This window comes from Chryseobacterium electrogenes (assembly GCF_053553015.1).
The window spans coordinates 2,177,776-2,194,644 of the sequence record NZ_JBNPPB010000002.1 but is presented as its reverse complement, the minus strand read 5'-3'; the positions used below and the strand labels follow the sequence as shown (position 1 = coordinate 2,194,644).

Here is a 16,869-nt window from a genome sequence, read left to right as displayed (position 1 = left end):
AAAATGCAAAACATTCCTAGTGTTGACTTGCGTGATTTCCTATCGGATGACCCGGTACGTAAACAAAAATTTGTAAATGAAATCGGAAAAGCCTACGAAGAAATTGGTTTCGTAGCATTAAAAGGTCACTTTCTTGATGACCAATTGGTTGAGGATTTGTACTCAGAAGTACGACAGTTTTTCACCCTTCCATTAGAAACTAAAGCAAAATACGAAATTCCCGGTATCGGTGGACAACGTGGTTACGTTTCTTTTGGTAAAGAATCTGCAAAAGGTCGTACTACAGGCGATCTTAAAGAATTTTGGCACTTCGGACAATATGTGGAAGATGATGCCAAGTTAGAAGCACAATATCCCGATAATGTTATCGTAGATGAGCTTCCGAAATTCAACACTGTTGGAAAGGAGGCGTATCAGATGTTAGAAAAAACGGGTGTTTATGTATTGAGAGCTTTGGCGATTTATCTAGGATTAGACGAGTTCTACTTTGATAAATATGCTAAAAATGGAAATTCTATCCTTAGACCAATCCATTATCCGCCAATCCAAGATGAACCAAAAGATGCAGTGAGAGCTGCAGCACATGGTGATATCAACTTGATTACCTTGTTAATGGGTGCACAAGGAAAAGGATTACAAGTACAGAATCACAACGGCGAGTGGATTGATGCGATTGCTCAAGATGACGAGTTGGTGATTAATGTAGGAGATATGTTGTCTAGACATTCTAATAACAAATTGAAATCTACCATCCACCAAGTTGTTAATCCGCCAAGAGAATTATGGGGAACATCACGTTTTTCGATTCCGTTTTTTATGCATCCAGTTAGCGAAATGCCATTAGATGTTTTAGAAAATACGATTGACGAAGATCATCCTAAAGCTTTTGAAGATATCACAGCAGGTGAGTTTTTAACAGAACGATTGATTGAGTTAGGCTTAATCAAAAAATAAAACTAAAAAGAAAGTCAGCATAATTGCTGACTTTTTTCTTTATCTAAATATTTCGGTGAAGAAGATTAATTCACCTTTTCTCCGTTGACAAAAACCTCATAACTTACTTCTACATTAGGTTCTAAAGTTTTAGAAACCGAACAGTATTTATCAAAAGATAATTCAGCCGCTTTTTGAGCTTTTTTAGGATCAATTTCTCCTTCTAGTTTAAAGATAACTTTAATATGTTTAAAAGGTTTTGCCTCATCTACTTGCACACGATCACCTTCTACTTCAGCTTTAAAATCGCTTACCGTCTGACGTTGTTTTTGTAAGATAGAAATCATATCGATGCCGCTACAACCAGCAACAGCCATTAATACAGTTTCCATTGGTGACACGCCTTTCGGGTTTTCTTTTGATGTATTGTCAATTAAAATCGAATGACCATTTTGATTGGTGCATTCAAAAAGATAATCGTCGTTAATTCTATTAAGGTTTATTTTCATTAGATTGATTTTTAAAATATAAATTTACAAAATTCCGCGCGCTTTAATCTCTAAATATTTATTGATGACATCTATGTTTAGATTTTCTGGTAAGGTATAAAGCGAATAAATACCGTACTTTTTCAGTTCTTGGGTAATTAACTTTTTTTCATACTCAAATTTCTCCGCGATAATCTTATCGTAGATATCCTGTGTGCTTTCTGGATTAGTATGAATGAGGTTTTGTATTTCAGAATTTTTGAAGAAAACAACGACTAAAAGGTGGTTTTTGGCAATACCTCGTAGATATTTAATTTGACGGTTTAAGCCATCCAACGTTTCAAAATTAGTAAATAACAAGATGAGACTTCTTTGGTTGAGATTGAATTTTACATCCTGATACAATCTGTTATAATCGCTCTCGAAAAAGTCAGTTTTTATATTATAAAGTGCCTCAGATATTTTTCTTAACTGCCCTGATTTATTATCTGCAGCGACTTTATTCTCGGTTTTTTTAGAAAAAGTCATCATTCCGGCGCGATCTCCTTTTTTCAGAATAATATGCGCCAGTGCCATGCTTGCATTAATAGAATAATCCAGAAGACTTAAGCCATTAAAGGGCATTTTCATCGTTCTGCCTTTATCGATGAGCATATAGATGCGTTGTGATTTTTCGTCTTGATATTGGTTAATCATCAAGCGATTACTCTTGGAAGTGGCTTTCCAGTTGATGCTACGGATGTCGTCACCTTGGACATATTCTCGGATTTGCTCAAACTCCATCGTGTGACCTAATTTCCTAATTTTCTTGATGCCTCCAAGTAAGAAATCGCTTTTTATTGCCATCAATTCATAAGTTCTTAGATGGACAAAAGACGGATAACTCGGCAATATTGCATCCTTCTGAAATGTATATCTTCTGGACGCAAAAGCAATGGGAGAACTAACGTAGATATTGAGGTTCCCGAAGCTGTATTCTCCACGTTCTTTAGGTTGAAGAATATATTGTAGTAAAATATTTTTTTTGGACTTAATCGTTCTGTCAATCAAAAAATCTCGCTTTTGAAACTGAACCGGAATTTCGTCGATAATTTTAGTTTTGATATTAAAGCTGTATTCATTTTTAATATCTAATTGTACTGGATTATCATCGCCGTTGGATAGTTTTTCGGGTAAGATTCTTTGCGCTTTGACGCCTGATTTATTTTGAAATAAAACAAAAATTTCGGCAACAAGCAATAATAAAATAAAAACCAAAAGTGCATTGGCAATCCACATCATGACCGGAAAGAAATATGCCAAAACATAGCTGATTCCCACTGCAAAAAGTGAGAAAAAGAATCGGTTATTGAGGTGTAATTGCTTCATTTAGTCTAATGTTTTATCTTGGAATTTCTATGTTTTCTAAAATCTGACGGATAATTTCGTCGGCAGAAAGACCTTCCATTTCTCGTTCTGGAGAGACAATTACACGATGTCTTAAGACAGCATAAGATGCTTCTTTGATATCTTCTGGCGTTACAAAATCTCGTCCTCGTATTGCGGCAAAAGCCTTGCTAGCCGTTAACAAAGCCAAGCTTGCTCTCGGTGATGCGCCAAGATATAAAAATTGATTTTCTCTGGTATTGACGATAATTTTTGCAATATATTCTAACAAGTTTTCTTCAACAATAACCTCTCTAACTAATTGTTGATAGCGCTTAAGCTGATCGCCGCTAACAACTGCTTGTACGGCATCTGTCTTATCATTCAATTTATTATGATGTTGATTTTTGATGATTTCAATTTCTTGATTAAGGTTAGGGTATTTAACTTCAATTTTAAATAGAAAACGGTCTAATTGTGCTTCTGGCAGGCGATAAGTTCCTTCATGCTCAATAGGGTTTTGTGTGGCAATAACCAAGAAAGGCTGTTCCATAATATACTGCGTACCATCCATTGTAATTTGGCGTTCTTCCATCACTTCAAATAAGGCTGATTGCGTCTTTGCGGGAGAACGGTTGATCTCATCAATTAAAATAAAATTAGAGAAAATTGGGCCTTTTTTAAAATTGAAATCACCATCTTTCACATTAAAAACCGAAGTTCCTAAAATATCAGACGGCATAAGATCTGGCGTAAATTGTATTCTGCTAAAATCTACAGAGATTGTCTTAGCCAATAATTTTGCTGTAATCGTTTTGGCAACACCAGGCACACCTTCTATCAATACGTGTCCGTTAGACAATAAAGCTGCGAGAAGATGTTCTATCATATTATCCTGACCAACGATAACTTTAGAAATCTCATTTTTTATTTTGTCTAAGCTGGCACGAAGCTCAGTCATATCAAGGCGTGACTGAAATTCTGGTTGGTTATTTTCTTCTGTATATTCCATAATTGTTGTGTTATGTTAAAATATGGTCTAATAATGTATTTATTTTAGCTAGATCGTCGCTCATCACATTAGCATAAGGATCTTGAGCCTTTTTAATTAATACAATAGCTTCTTTTATTTGATCTTGACTTTTGCCTGTTTTATGATGAAGTTTAGTGATAAAATCATCATCTAATTTTGAGGTGTCAATTAAGTAATCCATTCTTACTTTATTCAGGAAATATTGCGCTTTCTTCGCCATCATATCATGGAAATCACCTTCTTGGAGATAGAGATTCCCGATGCTTCTGACAAAATCTAGTGACGTATTTTTTAGCGGTTCTATGATTGGGACGATACGTTGTTTTCTTTTAATATTAAAAATTACAAAAACCAATAATCCGCTTATTAATAGATACCAAGCATATCTTAACGGCGGATTATCTAAGATAAATCGTATTGGAGATGATGATATTTTTTCTTCTTTTTCTATAAACCACATGGTTTTGCGCTTAGGTAAATAAGAGAAAACGTCTTCTATATACTTTGTATTGCCTTTAAGAAGGTAATAATTAGTTGTTATTAATGGCTCTGAATGTAAGAAAAGATGTCCTTTTCCGTAATTGATTTTGATAAAATTAGCATGAGGTTTTTCTGTTGGTTTCACTTTAGAAAATCCTAAAATCTCATGGTTTTTGTCTATATCGGTAAAGGTCACGTGATCAGGAAGTCGGTTTAATAAGATATTGTCATTCTTAAATTTGACATCCGTTAATTGAGAATAATAAGTGTCGCTTCCAAAGAAATTCCCAGTACTGAATTTTAAAGAATCCTGCATTTTGTTGGGCAAATTTGTGCTGAAAATCAAAGCGTCTGATCCATTTTTTACTTGCGTTAAAATTTTGGTCCAAGATTCTCTATCCCAATTTTTTTCAATGATAATTATGTTATGACTCTCTTGTTGTGGATGGTCAGTATAGTATTTGTAAGGCGATACAAAAATTTTGTCTAGTTTATTATCTAATAACTCCGCGGCTTCTTGACTGAAAATAAATAACCCGAAAGGAGATTTTTTGTCGACATCAAAGTTCTTTCTCCAATCTAAAATTGGTTTTTTATTAACCTGAAAAAGCCCCATCACTATTAATATAATGACGAATAATACTAAGTATATTTTGAAAGTTTTACTCACAATTTATAGGCTTTAAACTGGTTTTTAAACGTATTATAACTAAGCTCATCTAAGAAGAATTCTCCATACCATACATAATCGTAGATGTAAGCCATTTTTATAAAATCCTGCTTTTGTGATTGGTTTTTAAATTCTAGGCTATAATCTTTATTGGTTTTTTCTGGATTCCAATCGATGATTTTTTTATCAGTTAATTGTTTTAATAAATATAAAAAATGATACCGAATAGCTTGGCGATATTCTGCTTGGTTTTCGTGTTGGGTAATGCGATCTGGGAAATTAATCTCGTGGATATTCTCGTCTAGATCTTCTGCATTAATCTTTACTTTTCGGTTTTTTCTACTGAAGAATAAATTGCCTTGTTTGCCCAATAAGAAATTGATAAGAAAATATAATACAACAGCGATAACGATTATTCCTAATGTACGCAAGATGTTTGCTGTGTAGCTCACGGCTTTGTTAGGATCGGTCTTGCCTAATATTTTTGATAATATTTCGTCTAGCTTGTTGATGATTTTTTCCCACAAAGATTTTTTAGGTTTTGTAAGTTCGTAGTTATAATCGTTGGTTTGGTATTTTGATTTAAATTTAGATTCAAAAGTTTTTGGATAGATTGCATTATCTGTTTTATAGTCTATTGTTAAAACAGAATCTGTAGCAATCCAATTTTTTTTGTCTTGATAATTATTGATTTCTACAGTATCAATTTCAGTTTCCTGAGAAAAAGACAATGTAGAAATACTTAGGGATAATATGAAGAAAAATTTATTGTTAATCATTACCAATTGTGTCAATTTCTGATAGTTCTACATTTCTGTGTAGGTCAGATCTGCTATCGTAGTACATTAATCCGGCATTTACCGCAAGTAGATTATATAAAATAGAAGATAATAAAATCGAGATCCCATATATAACGAATAGCAATACTCCCATGCTTCCTGAGAAAGAGTCAGAATCTATGTTGTTGTCTAGATTAGGATTAGTAAATAGTCCAAACATAAGTATGAAATAAGGGATCATTGTAAAAACCATACTTATCGCATAGATTATAATGTACATGATGATTGTAGAGCCCCAGTATTTCCAAAACTTGGCTTTTCTTGTGTCGAACATATTGCCTAATTGTGTTCTCATAGAGTAGCTTAATGCTCCGAAGAATCCTCGATTGCTATTGAGATAATCGTACAACGTCATAGACATTATATTGATAAAGGCTGGCATTAATAATATCATCAAGAAGAATCCAATAATGATAATCATCAAAAAAGAAGAAATAACCATTGCTACTATAAAAAGAGGCAAAAGAATAAAGGTTAATCCTAATAAGTAGATAATGAATTTTCCTATATTTTTTTTGATATCAGAAAGAATTTCGTCAGCTTTAATTTGTGTTTGTCCCTCTGCTGCACGTTTCATATAAAAAACAGGGAAGGTGTACATCACGAGACATAAAGCCAGAAATAAAATAAATAATAGAATTGTAGTCACTGATAATAGCGCCCAATTTTCGTTAAAGTAGCTCTCGAAAAAGAAAGAATCTCCACCGGAACCAGAAGTCATAAGTTGCAAGAAAATCTCTCTGTAACCTATTATAAATACCAAAGTTGTTATTAGTAATAAGACGCTATTAAGAACAAAATAATTTTTAAAATAATTTTTGCCGTAATTTTTGAAAAACGAAAATGTATCACTTATTAGAAACGAAAAATTTCTCTCCTTGTAAAATTGCATCAGATGTGTGTTTTTTATAGACAATTCTTGGGTAAACAATATAGTAATAACAAATAATAAATAAACTAGAAAGTATAATAATTATATTCAGTATCAGAGGCATTGTCTGCGCATGTCTTGTGATATAACCTTCTATAATCCCAGCAGCAATAGTAAACGGAACGGTGCTGATGTAGATTTTAAAGCTATTTTGAAATCCTATTTTAAGAGAATTAAGTCTAGATAGTGTCTTCGGGAATAATATAGAAGCGCCTAAGATTAATCCAGCACAAGCCTCTACAACCATAGAAAATATCTCAAATGTCCCATGTAGCCAGATGCCTTTTGCGCTATCTAATAATTCGTTCTGTTGGTGAAAAAAATACTGAAAAGATCCCAGCATAATAGAGTTACTCATGAGCGCATATAAAGTGCCAAGTCCGCCAAAAACACCGTATACATATAATTTTGCACCTACCATGAGGTTATTAAAGGTAATTGCAACTGTAGACCCGAAGGTAGATCCCGAAGCATATACAGCCGTTGGGTCACCTTTTTTTATGTTTTCTAATGTGCTATTAACATAATCATCACCAAGGATTAGACGTACGAAATCCTTGTCGTAATGTGCCGAAATAACACCAATGGCTGTAAATAAAAAGAAAAAAACAAAGGCGTACAAAAGATATCTTCGATAATGATACATCGTTAAAGGAACATCTGTAGTAAAAAAATGCTTGATTCTATTCTCCTCAACCCTTTTCGTTTTATAGATTCTTTGGTAGATCTGAGATGATAGAAAATTAAGATAAATCGTTGTCTTGCTTTTTGGATAAAAACTTTGTGCGTATGACAAATCATTAATGAGATTAATGTACAATGAGGACAGCTCATCCGGATTTTTTTTAATTTTTCCTTGGATAACCTGCTCTATTCCCAACCATTTTTCTTTATTTTGTTTTATAAAAGCGACTTCTCTCATCGTTTTGCTAAAATATAAAAAATATGAATTTGATTGCTATAAATACCTCACAAAATGTCAATATAGATTTTACAATAGCTGGGATTGGAGAGCGTTTTGTAGCTTTTATTATAGATTTGATTATTAAAGTCGCATATCTAGCTACTATTTTTTACATTTTTATAAAGCTTATGGATATAGGTCAATTTACGCAGAATTGGGACTCTTGGACTATCTATGCTTTTGTAATTATAGTAAGTTCTCCAGTTATATTTTATACATTATTACTAGAAAGCTTGATGGAAGGACAGACTTTCGGAAAAAAAATAATGAAAATTAAAGTGGTCAAAATTGATGGTTATCAAGCTAGTTTTATCGATTATCTCATGAGATGGATGTTTCGATTAGTGGATATATGGAGCAATTTTGCCGCTGTTGGCTTACTTACAAGTATTGCCAGTGCTAATAATCAGCGATTGGGCGGTATTGCATCTGGTACAGCGGTCATATCTTTAAAGAGTAAAGTTAATATTTCGCACACTATTTTAGAAGAGTTAAAAGAAGATTATATTCCAGTCTTTCCGCAAGTTGTGTTGTTGTCCGATAATGATATGAGAATTATCAAAGAAAATTATCAACGTGCAATTAATGCCCGAGATGGCGCTATTATTTCAAAATTATCTCATAAGATTAAAGAAACTATAAAACTGGATAAAAATATAGATTATACAGATTCTCAATTTGTCAATATCGTTATCAAAGATTATAATTATTATACAGGGAAAGATGTTTAATGTAATTTCTTGTTGTTCAAATTTATTATTTTGTTTTAAATTTAAAGAAAAATATAAATTATGAAAAAGTACTTAATTACAATGTCAATTCTAGGAGCTATCAATTTTTCTCAGGCTCAGATTAACCTTGGTAAAGCTATGGATATTGGAGGTAAAGGTTTGAAAGCTTTAACATTTACCAATGCCGATGCAGCTAAGTTAGCTAAAGAAGGTGTAGATTGGATGGATAAGAATAATCCAGTTGCTGGTGCCAAAGATCCTTATACTGTTAGATTGAATAAATTATTCGCTAAACATAAATCTCAGGATGGACTTAATCTCAATTATAAAGTTTATAATGTAAAAGATATTAATGCCTTTGCTTGTGCTGATGGTAGTGTTAGAGTTTTTTCTTCATTGATGGATATCATGACGGATAACGAATTGTTGGCTATTATTGGACATGAGATTGGGCATGTTAAGAATGAAGATACCAAAGACGCTATAAAAAGTGCTTATCTTAAAGCGGCTGCTATGGATGCAGCATCTGCAAGTTCTAAAACAGTTGCCACACTTAATGATAGCCAGCTAGGAGAGATGGCTACTGCAATGATTGATGCGTCACACAGCAAAAAACAAGAGTCTGAGGCAGATACTTACTCTTACGATTTTATGAAGGCTAATGGTTACGATGTAGTGGGAGCGTATACCGCCTTCAAAAAACTTGCACTATTATCAGAAGGTGGAGATAAGCAAAGTGGATTCCAGAAAATGTTTAATTCTCATCCAGATAGTAACAAGAGAGCAGATGCTATAAAGAAAAAAGCAGAGAAAGACGGACTTTGGAAAGATCCAGGAGTTGTAGCGCTTCCCAAGGCAAAGCTTACTAAATAGATTTATAAAAGAATAGTAACACATATTATTGTGTTCTTCATAAAGTTCGGTTATTGCCGGACTTTTTTTGTTATAATAATTAAAATATTGAATTATTTCTAAATTAAACCATACTTGCGACTGAATTTTATCAGTCTAAAATCTCAGAATTTTTTTGAAATTAAATTTAAACTAACGCTTGTTAGTTTTTTGTGTTTTAGATTGAATGTTTCGATTTGTTTTGTTGCGAATTTTAATATTAAATGCTTTTTTGTTTAATTTATTCGTAATTGTTTTTATTGCTAAGATTTTTATCATGCGTATTAATTATGTTAAAATTTTATTTGTATATACATTTGTAACACAGAAAAGATAATTAATATATAATAATAACAATTAAAAATTAAGGATATGGAAATTATAAATAATAAGTCTAATTTATTTATGTCGTTGTTTGTTTTAGCAATTAGTACAATTGGTGTCAATGCTCAAAAACTTGGTGTAACTCAGTCTACTGTTACCGTTAATGGTACTTCTACGCTTCATTCTTGGGATATGACCTCTAAAGAAGCAGCTTTTACAGGAACGGTTAATGGTAATAAAATAGATAATGTTGTATTTACCATAAAAGCTACAAGTCTTAAAAGTAAAGATTCTTCTCTGGACAAGAATGCTTACAAAGCGCTAGATACTAGTAAATATCCTGATATTACTTTCAATGCGGTTTCTATACCTGCAAGCGGTACTTCTAATGTATCTGGTAAGTTGACAATTGCCAACTCTACCAAAGAGATTAGCTTGCCTGTAACAGTTGCAAAAAATGGTGCAACGTACACTTTATCAGGAAAAGTGAAATTGAAAATGACAACTTTCGGGATTAAGCCACCAAGCGTTATGATGGGAACTATTAAGTCAGGAGACGAAATCACTATTAGCTACAACGTAAGTGCTAAGTAATTCAATAAAAATTTTAACCAATAAAATAATAAACCTATGAAATCAAATGCCATTAAAGCTTACTTGTTAGGCGCTTTAGTATTAAGTCCCTTAGCAATTGCACAGAAAAAACAATTAGATAATTATAATCCTACAGATAAAAGATCTATCAACGCCTTCGAAGCGGTGAAAGATTCAACTTCAACCTTTGAGAATCTTCATGTTAAAGTTGGTGGTGCATTTGCACTTCAGTTTCAGGGGATTAAGCATTTTAGCGATGCAGATCAATCAGTTGCTGCAACAACACTTTACCCAATCGGGAATAACTTTAACCTAGCAACAGCTAACTTGGATATTGATGTCGCTTTGTACGACGGAATTAACTTGCACTTAAGGACATTCTTATCTTCTCGTCACCATAACGAAGCTTACGTAAAAGGTGGTTATTTGCAGATTGACAAGTTAGATTTTATCAAAAAAGATTTCTTAAAAGATGTCATGCAGCATGCAACAATTAAGATTGGTCACGATGAGATTAATTATGGTGATGCACATTTCAGAAGAAGTGATAATGCTTACACAATAACCAATCCATTTGTAGGTAATCTTTTGCTAGATGCTTATTCTACTCAGGTATTTTTAGAAGTTTATTATAGACAAAAAGATTGGTTTGGGATGGCTGGTGTCTCTAACGGAAAGCTTAATCAGAATGCCACAGCAGGTGCTGCAAGCCCATCTACTTACGCTAAGATTGGCTATGACAAAAAAGTTTCTGATGATCTAAGATTGAGACTTACAGGATCTGTGTATCATACAGCGCAGACTCAACGTACAGATTTCTATGATGGTGATAGAGCGGGAGCTAGATATTATTATGTGATGGAAAATGCTGCGGCAACATCTTCTGGTAACTTCAGATCTGGACAAGTGATCCCTGGATTTGCTAATAAGCTAACAGCGGTTATGATTAATCCATTTGTTAGATATAAAGGATTAGAATTCTTCGGAACTTATGAGAATGCTTCTGGTAGAAGTTTCCCAGAAGAGACTAATAGAAAATTTAATCAATATGCAGCTGAGGTTCTTTATAGATTTGGCAATAATGATAATTTCTATATTGGTGGAAAATACAATAAAGTAGATGGCAAATTAGCGCCTAAAGCCAGCGGAAATGATATTAATGTGACAAGATTCAACTTTGGAGGTGGTTGGTTTATGACCAAAAATATCTTGGCAAAGATTGAGTATGTTAATCAAAAATATAAAGGATATCCAGAGGCTAGTATGTTGTACGGCGGTAAATTTAACGGCTATATTTTAGAAGCGGCAATTGCCTTCTAGTTTATATTTTATTTGGTAATGAGGGAGATTGTAAAAGTTTCCCTCTAACAAAAACTTGAAATCATGAAAACTCTCTACATACTTACAATTTTTGTTTTAGGCTTTGTTAAAACTTTTGCGCAAGCTAATCTCATCGAAATTAACGGAAGTACTAACATTAATCAATTTAAATGTGAAAATAAAATTGATGATGGTAAGAATGAAGTATATTCTTTTGTAGGTAATGGTTTGCCAATATTAAAGATCGAGGTTAATCGTTTTGATTGTCGTCATAAGATTATGACTAATGATCTCAAGAAGACTTTGGAGTCTAATGTATTTCCTGAGATGTTAATTCGATTTTTAAGTTTTACTAAGACGGCTAATAATAGCTATGCTGCTAATGTTGAGGTAAAGATTATGGATAAAATCCAGAAGTATCAGATTTGTTTTATCTACAATAATGGGAAGCTAACGGGGCGAAAAAATGTTAAATTCAGTGACTTTAATATTATTCCACCTAGAAAACTTGGCGGTACAATTAGTGTAAAAGATGATCTAGGTTTATACTTTAGTCTCAATGGCAGGTTATAAAAAGTTCATATTAATTTTTTCATATTTGTGTTTTTAGAAAGGATTGTTTTGGTAGGACAATCCTTTTATTTTAATTAAATAAATAAAGCCAAACTTTAAGAAAAGTCTGGCTTTATTGTTTTATGAAAACTTGCTTGTACTTATGAGTACATTTGGTCTCTTAATTCTTTAACTTTTTTGTCATCAAGATATTCATCGTAAGTCATTTCTCTATCGATAATACCTTTTGGCGTTAATTCTATCACACGATTACAGACAGTTTCTAGCATTTCGTGGTCATGAGAAGATAGTAGAATATTTCCTTTGAAGTTAGATAAAGAGTTGTTAAGTGTTGTGATACTTTCTAGATCTAAGTGGTTGGTTGGTTCGTCCAATACAAGAACATTTGCTTTTTGTAGCATCATTCTTGAGAACATACAACGCATTTTTTCTCCTCCAGAAAGGACTTTACAAGATTTAAGCGCTTCGTCACCTGAGAAAAGCATTCTTCCTAAAAAGCCACGTACATATTCTTCGTGTCTTTCTTCGTCGGTTAGTACAAATTGTCTTAACCAATCTACTAGGCTCATGTCTTCTGCAAAGAAAGTAGAGTTATCTAGTGGCATATAACTTTGTTTAGTTGTTACACCCCATTGGAAATTGCCTTTGTCGGCTTCTGCATTGCCTGTAATAATTTGGAAAAATTCTGTAATAGCTAAAGAGTTTTTAGAAATTACGGCAACTTTATCACCTTTTTTAAGGTTAAGGTTGATGTTAGAGAATAATAATTCTCCGTCTTTAGTTTTTTCTAAGTCTTTGATTTCTAAAATCTGATCTCCAACTTCACGATCTTGATCAAAAATAATAGCAGGATAACGACGAGAAGATGGCTTGATGTCTTCAATGTTCAATTTGTCGATCATCTTTTTACGCGCTGTAGCTTGTTTTGCTTTTGCAACGTTAGAGCTAAATCTCGCGATAAAGTCTTGTAATTCTTTTTTCTTTTCTTCTGCCTTTTTATTAGCTTGTGCTCTTTGTCTAGTTGCTAACTGTGACGCTTGATACCAGAAGCTGTAGTTACCAGTATAAAGATTAAGTTTTGAGTAATCTAGATCGGCAATGTGTGTACAGACAGTGTCTAAGAAGTGACGGTCGTGAGAAACAACAATAACTGTGTTTTCGTACATAGATAAGAAATCTTCTAACCAAGCAATGGTGTCGATATCCAAGTCATTGGTAGGCTCATCTAAGATCAAAACATCTGGATTTCCAAATAATGCTTGTGCTAAAAGAGCTCTTACTTTGTCCTTGTTTTCTAACTCAGACATCATTTGGTAGTGCATATCATCCTTAATACCTACGTTAGATAACATAGTTTGAGCATCAGACTCAGAGTTCCAACCACCCATTTCGTCATAGATAACACCTAGTTCTCCGGCTTTAATCCCATCTTCGTCAGAAAAATCTTCTTTAGCATAAAGGGCATCCATCTCTTCTTTAATCTCGAAAAGTTTTTGGTTACCTCTCATGACAGTTTCTAAAACTGTAAAGTTGTCGTAAGCAAAGTGATCTTGCTCTAGTACGGACATTCTTTTTCCTGTTTCTAGCGATACACTACCAGTTGTAGCATCCTGCTCTCCACTTAATATTTTTAGAAACGTAGATTTACCAGCTCCGTTAGCGCCAATAACGCCATAGCAATTGCCTTTGGTAAATTTTATATTGACTTCATCAAAAAGTACTCTTTTCCCGAACTGTAATGATAAATTAGATACTGTTAACATATTGTTTTGTAAATTTGTGCAAAAATACGAAAATAAGTTGGCATAACATAGACACCTTATAATAGTTATAATTAATACAGATGAAAATAGAGAAAACTGTTAATATATTTAATAAACGTGCACGCTTTGAGTACGAGATTTTAGATGAATATGAGGCAGGACTTGTCCTTACAGGAACAGAAATTAAGTCCTTACGCTCCTCTAGAGCGTCTATTACAGAAAGTTTTTGCGAATTTCTAAATGGAGAGCTTTATGCCATTAATATCCAAATAGAAGAATATAAATTAGGAACTTTTTATAACCATAGAACAAAAAGGGAACGGAAATTGCTACTGCATAAATACGAGTTGCAAAAACTTAATAAAAAGTTAAAAGACGTTGGTAATACTATCGTACCTTTGAAGTTATATATTAATGATAAAGGGAAAGCAAAATTGCTAATAGCTTTAGCCAAAGGGAAAAAGCTATTCGATAAAAGAGAGGCAATTAAGGATAGAGAAAATAAGGTTAACCTCCAACGACTATTAAAGAAAAGTTAAAAAAACTTTGTTTATAAAGAAAAATTATATTTATTTTGCATTATCAATTATTTAATCATTTAATTCTATGAAAAATCTAAAATTAGGAATTTCAGCATTGGCACTTACTGTTGCCTCTACTGTTTTCGCTCAGACTACTTCTAACCCTTGGGTTATCGGAGTAGGTATGCACGGAGTGAATCACGTAGCGCAAAGAAGTACTTTTGGTGGAACATTCTCTGCTTGGAATGTTAAGGAAAACCTTATGGGTGTTTCTAAATATTCTATCACTCCGCCACTTTCAAAATTAACAGTGGCTAGAAACTTAAACAAATATTTAGTTCTTGACTGGCAAACAACAGTTGGAAATGTAGACAACAAAAGATTTGGTCTTGATAAAGAGTTTTTCTTACAGACAGGTCTTGGTTTGCAATTCAAGTTCAACGGTCTTTGGAACGAAGAGTCTTGGTTTGATCCATATTTAAGAGTAGGTGCTAACTACCTTAGACATGATTATTCAGGAGTTAATTTTCCTTTAAAAGATGGTAGAGATGGTTCTACTTACAGTTCTTGGGACGGTGAAGGAGCTACTGGTAAAGCTAATCACTTTACAGTTGCAACTGGTGCAGGTGTTAACCTTTGGGTGACTAAAAACTTCGGTATTGGTGCGCAAGGTGATTATGTATCTACTCCAACAGATAAGTCAAGTATTGCTAACTTCTGGCAAGCCTCTGCTTCATTGTTATTCAGATTTGGTAACACTGATAGAGATAAAGATGGTATTCCTGATAAGGATGATAGATGTCCAGATACTTGGGGCTTACCAGAATTCCAAGGGTGTCCTGATACAGATGGTGACGGTATCCCTGATATCGATGATAAATGTCCAGACGTAGCAGGTCCTAAAGAAAATGACGGATGCCCTTGGCCAGATACTGATGGTGATGGAGTATTAGATAAAGATGATGCTTGTCCTACAGTAGCAGGTCCAGTAGAAAACAACGGTTGCCCTTGGCCAGATAGAGATGGAGATGGTATCTTCGATAAAGATGATGCTTGTCCAGATGTACCAGGTCTTCCTGAGTACAACGGATGTCCAGCTCCTAAAGCAACAGCAGTAGCAGTAACTGAAGCGCTTAAAGATATCTTGTTTGATTTCAATAAATCTACAGTTAACGCTCAATCTAATGCTAAATTAGATGAAGCTGCTAAAATCATCAAAGGTGCAAATGTTGAAAACTTTGTAGTTGTAGGTGCAACTGATAAAAAAGGTAGCGAACTTTATAACTTAAACTTATCTAAGCAAAGAGCAGCAGCAGTTGTTAAAGCTTTAGAAGCTAGAGGTGTAAATCCAGCTAACTTGAAATCTATCGGTATTGGTTCACAAGAGGCTACAGTTCCTGCAACAGCTTCTGATGCAGAGAGACAAGCTGACAGAAAAGTTATCGTAAGAGCTATTTCTGGTGCAGAATGGGATACATACAAAAAGCATGATATCACAGTAGCTAAACCAGCTAAGAAAGCTCCAGCTAAAAAGGCTCCAGCTAAAAAGAAAAAATAATTAACTTATTTTTCTAAATATTAACACCCTCAATTTTGAGGGTGTTTTTTTGTATAATTATTTTCGTAATTCAGTAATAGAAAGTATTTTTGTACTCTAATTTACTTACAATCACATGGGAAGAGCATTTGAATATAGAAAAGCTTCTAAAATGGCACGTTGGGATAAAATGGCCAAAACATTTTCTAAAATAGGAAAAGATATTGCACTAGCAATTAAGGCAGGTGGTACAGATCCAGAAGCCAATCCAGCATTGAGACGATGCATTCAAAATGCTAAAGGTGCCAATATGCCTAAAGATAATGTAGAACGTGCTATTAAAAAAGCATCTGGTACAGATGCGGAAAACTATGAAGAAATTACCTATGAAGGATACGGACAAGGTGGTGTAGCATTTTTTATAGAATGTACGACTAATAACACAACGAGAACTGTAGCTAATGTTAGAGCTATTTTTAATAAATTTGATGGTAACCTTGGCAAAAATGGAGAGTTGTCTTTTATTTTTGACAGAAAAGGTATTTTTACCATTGATAAAAGTCAAATCAAACTAGAATGGGATGATTTTGAAATGGAATTAATTGATGGTGGGGCAGAAGATATTGACCAAGATGATAATGAGGTGTTGGTAACAACTGCTTTCGAGGATTTTGGGACGTTATCTCATAAGTTAGATGATCTTGGTATTGAGGTGAAAAGTGCAGAACTACAAAGAATTCCTAATATGACAAAGGAAGTTTCTGCAGAGCAATTTGCAATTAATATGAAGATGTTGGAGCGCTTTGAAGATGATGACGATGTACAGAATGTTTTCCATAATATGGAAATTACAGATGAACATCTGGATAGTATTTAATACAAAGAATAAAAAAAAAGGAATTCCAATTAAGG

General features: G+C 33.5%; 17 protein-coding genes. 9 read left to right on the top strand and 8 right to left on the bottom strand.

Features of this window, described 5'->3' with window-relative positions:
• Positions 1-3 precede the first annotated feature (3 nt).
• Entirely contained in the window at positions 4-954 is a 951-nt protein-coding gene (locus ACQQ6V_RS10070) for an isopenicillin N synthase family dioxygenase (RefSeq protein WP_448845390.1), read from the top strand.
• A gap of 65 nt (positions 955-1,019) precedes the next feature.
• Here the strand turns inward: ACQQ6V_RS10070 and ACQQ6V_RS10065 are convergent, their stop codons facing one another.
• Genes ACQQ6V_RS10065 through ACQQ6V_RS10035 form a run of 7 tightly spaced genes read right to left on the bottom strand, consistent with a single transcriptional unit; the run spans position 1,020 to position 7,661 of the window.
• Positions 1,020-1,442 carry an OsmC family protein gene (locus tag ACQQ6V_RS10065; RefSeq protein ID WP_448845389.1) on the bottom strand — a complete coding sequence of 141 codons (423 nt, stop codon included), beginning with the start codon at positions 1,440-1,442 and terminating at the stop codon, positions 1,020-1,022.
• 24 nt (positions 1,443-1,466) lie between these two features.
• Positions 1,467-2,789 carry a DUF58 domain-containing protein gene (locus ACQQ6V_RS10060; protein WP_448845388.1) on the bottom strand — a complete coding sequence of 441 codons (1,323 nt, stop codon included), beginning with the start codon at positions 2,787-2,789 and terminating at the stop codon, positions 1,467-1,469.
• Positions 2,790-2,802: 13 nt separating this feature from the next.
• The gene (locus ACQQ6V_RS10055) at positions 2,803-3,798 is read right to left on the bottom strand and encodes an AAA family ATPase (protein ID WP_448845387.1); all 996 of its coding nucleotides are present in this window, start codon (positions 3,796-3,798) and stop codon (positions 2,803-2,805) included.
• A gap of 10 nt (positions 3,799-3,808) precedes the next feature.
• A complete protein-coding gene (locus ACQQ6V_RS10050) occupies positions 3,809-4,969 on the bottom strand; it encodes a DUF4350 family protein (RefSeq protein ID WP_448845386.1) in 1,161 nt (386 codons plus the stop codon).
• Positions 4,966-5,748, bottom strand: coding sequence for a DUF4129 domain-containing protein (locus ACQQ6V_RS10045; protein ID WP_448845385.1), 783 nt, complete (start codon positions 5,746-5,748; stop codon positions 4,966-4,968). Before ACQQ6V_RS10045 ends, ACQQ6V_RS10050 begins: the two co-directional genes overlap by 4 nt.
• The gene (locus ACQQ6V_RS10040) at positions 5,741-6,700 is read right to left on the bottom strand and encodes a DUF4013 domain-containing protein (RefSeq protein ID WP_448845384.1); all 960 of its coding nucleotides are present in this window, start codon (positions 6,698-6,700) and stop codon (positions 5,741-5,743) included. Before ACQQ6V_RS10040 ends, ACQQ6V_RS10045 begins: the two co-directional genes overlap by 8 nt.
• The gene (locus ACQQ6V_RS10035; protein WP_448845383.1) at positions 6,657-7,661 is read right to left on the bottom strand and encodes a stage II sporulation protein M; all 1,005 of its coding nucleotides are present in this window, start codon (positions 7,659-7,661) and stop codon (positions 6,657-6,659) included. Before ACQQ6V_RS10035 ends, ACQQ6V_RS10040 begins: the two co-directional genes overlap by 44 nt.
• Positions 7,662-7,684: 23 nt before the next feature.
• On the opposite strand from ACQQ6V_RS10035, the gene ACQQ6V_RS10030 reads away from it, so the two are divergent.
• The 5 genes from ACQQ6V_RS10030 (at position 7,685) to ACQQ6V_RS10010 (ending at position 12,136) form a co-directional block, all read left to right on the top strand.
• Positions 7,685-8,434 carry an RDD family protein gene (locus tag ACQQ6V_RS10030; RefSeq protein ID WP_448845382.1) on the top strand — a complete coding sequence of 250 codons (750 nt, stop codon included), beginning with the start codon at positions 7,685-7,687 and terminating at the stop codon, positions 8,432-8,434.
• Between the two features lie 60 nt (positions 8,435-8,494).
• Entirely contained in the window at positions 8,495-9,307 is an 813-nt protein-coding gene (locus ACQQ6V_RS10025) for a M48 family metallopeptidase (protein ID WP_448845381.1), read from the top strand.
• 390 nt (positions 9,308-9,697) lie between these two features.
• Positions 9,698-10,243 carry a YceI family protein gene (locus ACQQ6V_RS10020; protein WP_448845380.1) on the top strand — a complete coding sequence of 182 codons (546 nt, stop codon included), beginning with the start codon at positions 9,698-9,700 and terminating at the stop codon, positions 10,241-10,243.
• A gap of 36 nt (positions 10,244-10,279) precedes the next feature.
• Complete coding sequence (locus tag ACQQ6V_RS10015; RefSeq protein WP_448845379.1) at positions 10,280-11,563, top strand: hypothetical protein; 1,284 nt, start codon at positions 10,280-10,282, stop codon at positions 11,561-11,563.
• A 63-nt stretch (positions 11,564-11,626) separates the two neighbouring features.
• Complete coding sequence (locus ACQQ6V_RS10010; RefSeq protein WP_448845378.1) at positions 11,627-12,136, top strand: hypothetical protein; 510 nt, start codon at positions 11,627-11,629, stop codon at positions 12,134-12,136.
• Between the two features lie 140 nt (positions 12,137-12,276).
• Here ACQQ6V_RS10010 and ACQQ6V_RS10005 read toward each other — a convergent pair whose 3' ends face one another.
• Positions 12,277-13,899, bottom strand: coding sequence for an ABC-F family ATP-binding cassette domain-containing protein (locus tag ACQQ6V_RS10005; protein ID WP_448845377.1), 1,623 nt, complete (start codon positions 13,897-13,899; stop codon positions 12,277-12,279).
• A gap of 80 nt (positions 13,900-13,979) precedes the next feature.
• On the opposite strand from ACQQ6V_RS10005, the gene smpB reads away from it, so the two are divergent.
• The 3 genes from smpB (at position 13,980) to ACQQ6V_RS09990 (ending at position 16,834) form a co-directional block, all read left to right on the top strand.
• Positions 13,980-14,438: an SsrA-binding protein SmpB gene (gene smpB / locus ACQQ6V_RS10000; RefSeq protein WP_448845376.1), complete on the top strand. Its 459-nt coding sequence runs from the start codon at positions 13,980-13,982 to the stop codon at positions 14,436-14,438.
• A 67-nt stretch (positions 14,439-14,505) separates the two neighbouring features.
• The gene (locus ACQQ6V_RS09995) at positions 14,506-15,978 is read left to right on the top strand and encodes an OmpA family protein (RefSeq protein ID WP_448845375.1); all 1,473 of its coding nucleotides are present in this window, start codon (positions 14,506-14,508) and stop codon (positions 15,976-15,978) included.
• Positions 15,979-16,093: 115 nt separating this feature from the next.
• A complete protein-coding gene (locus ACQQ6V_RS09990; RefSeq protein ID WP_448845374.1) occupies positions 16,094-16,834 on the top strand; it encodes a YebC/PmpR family DNA-binding transcriptional regulator in 741 nt (246 codons plus the stop codon).
• The last annotated feature ends 35 nt before the right edge of the window (positions 16,835-16,869 follow it).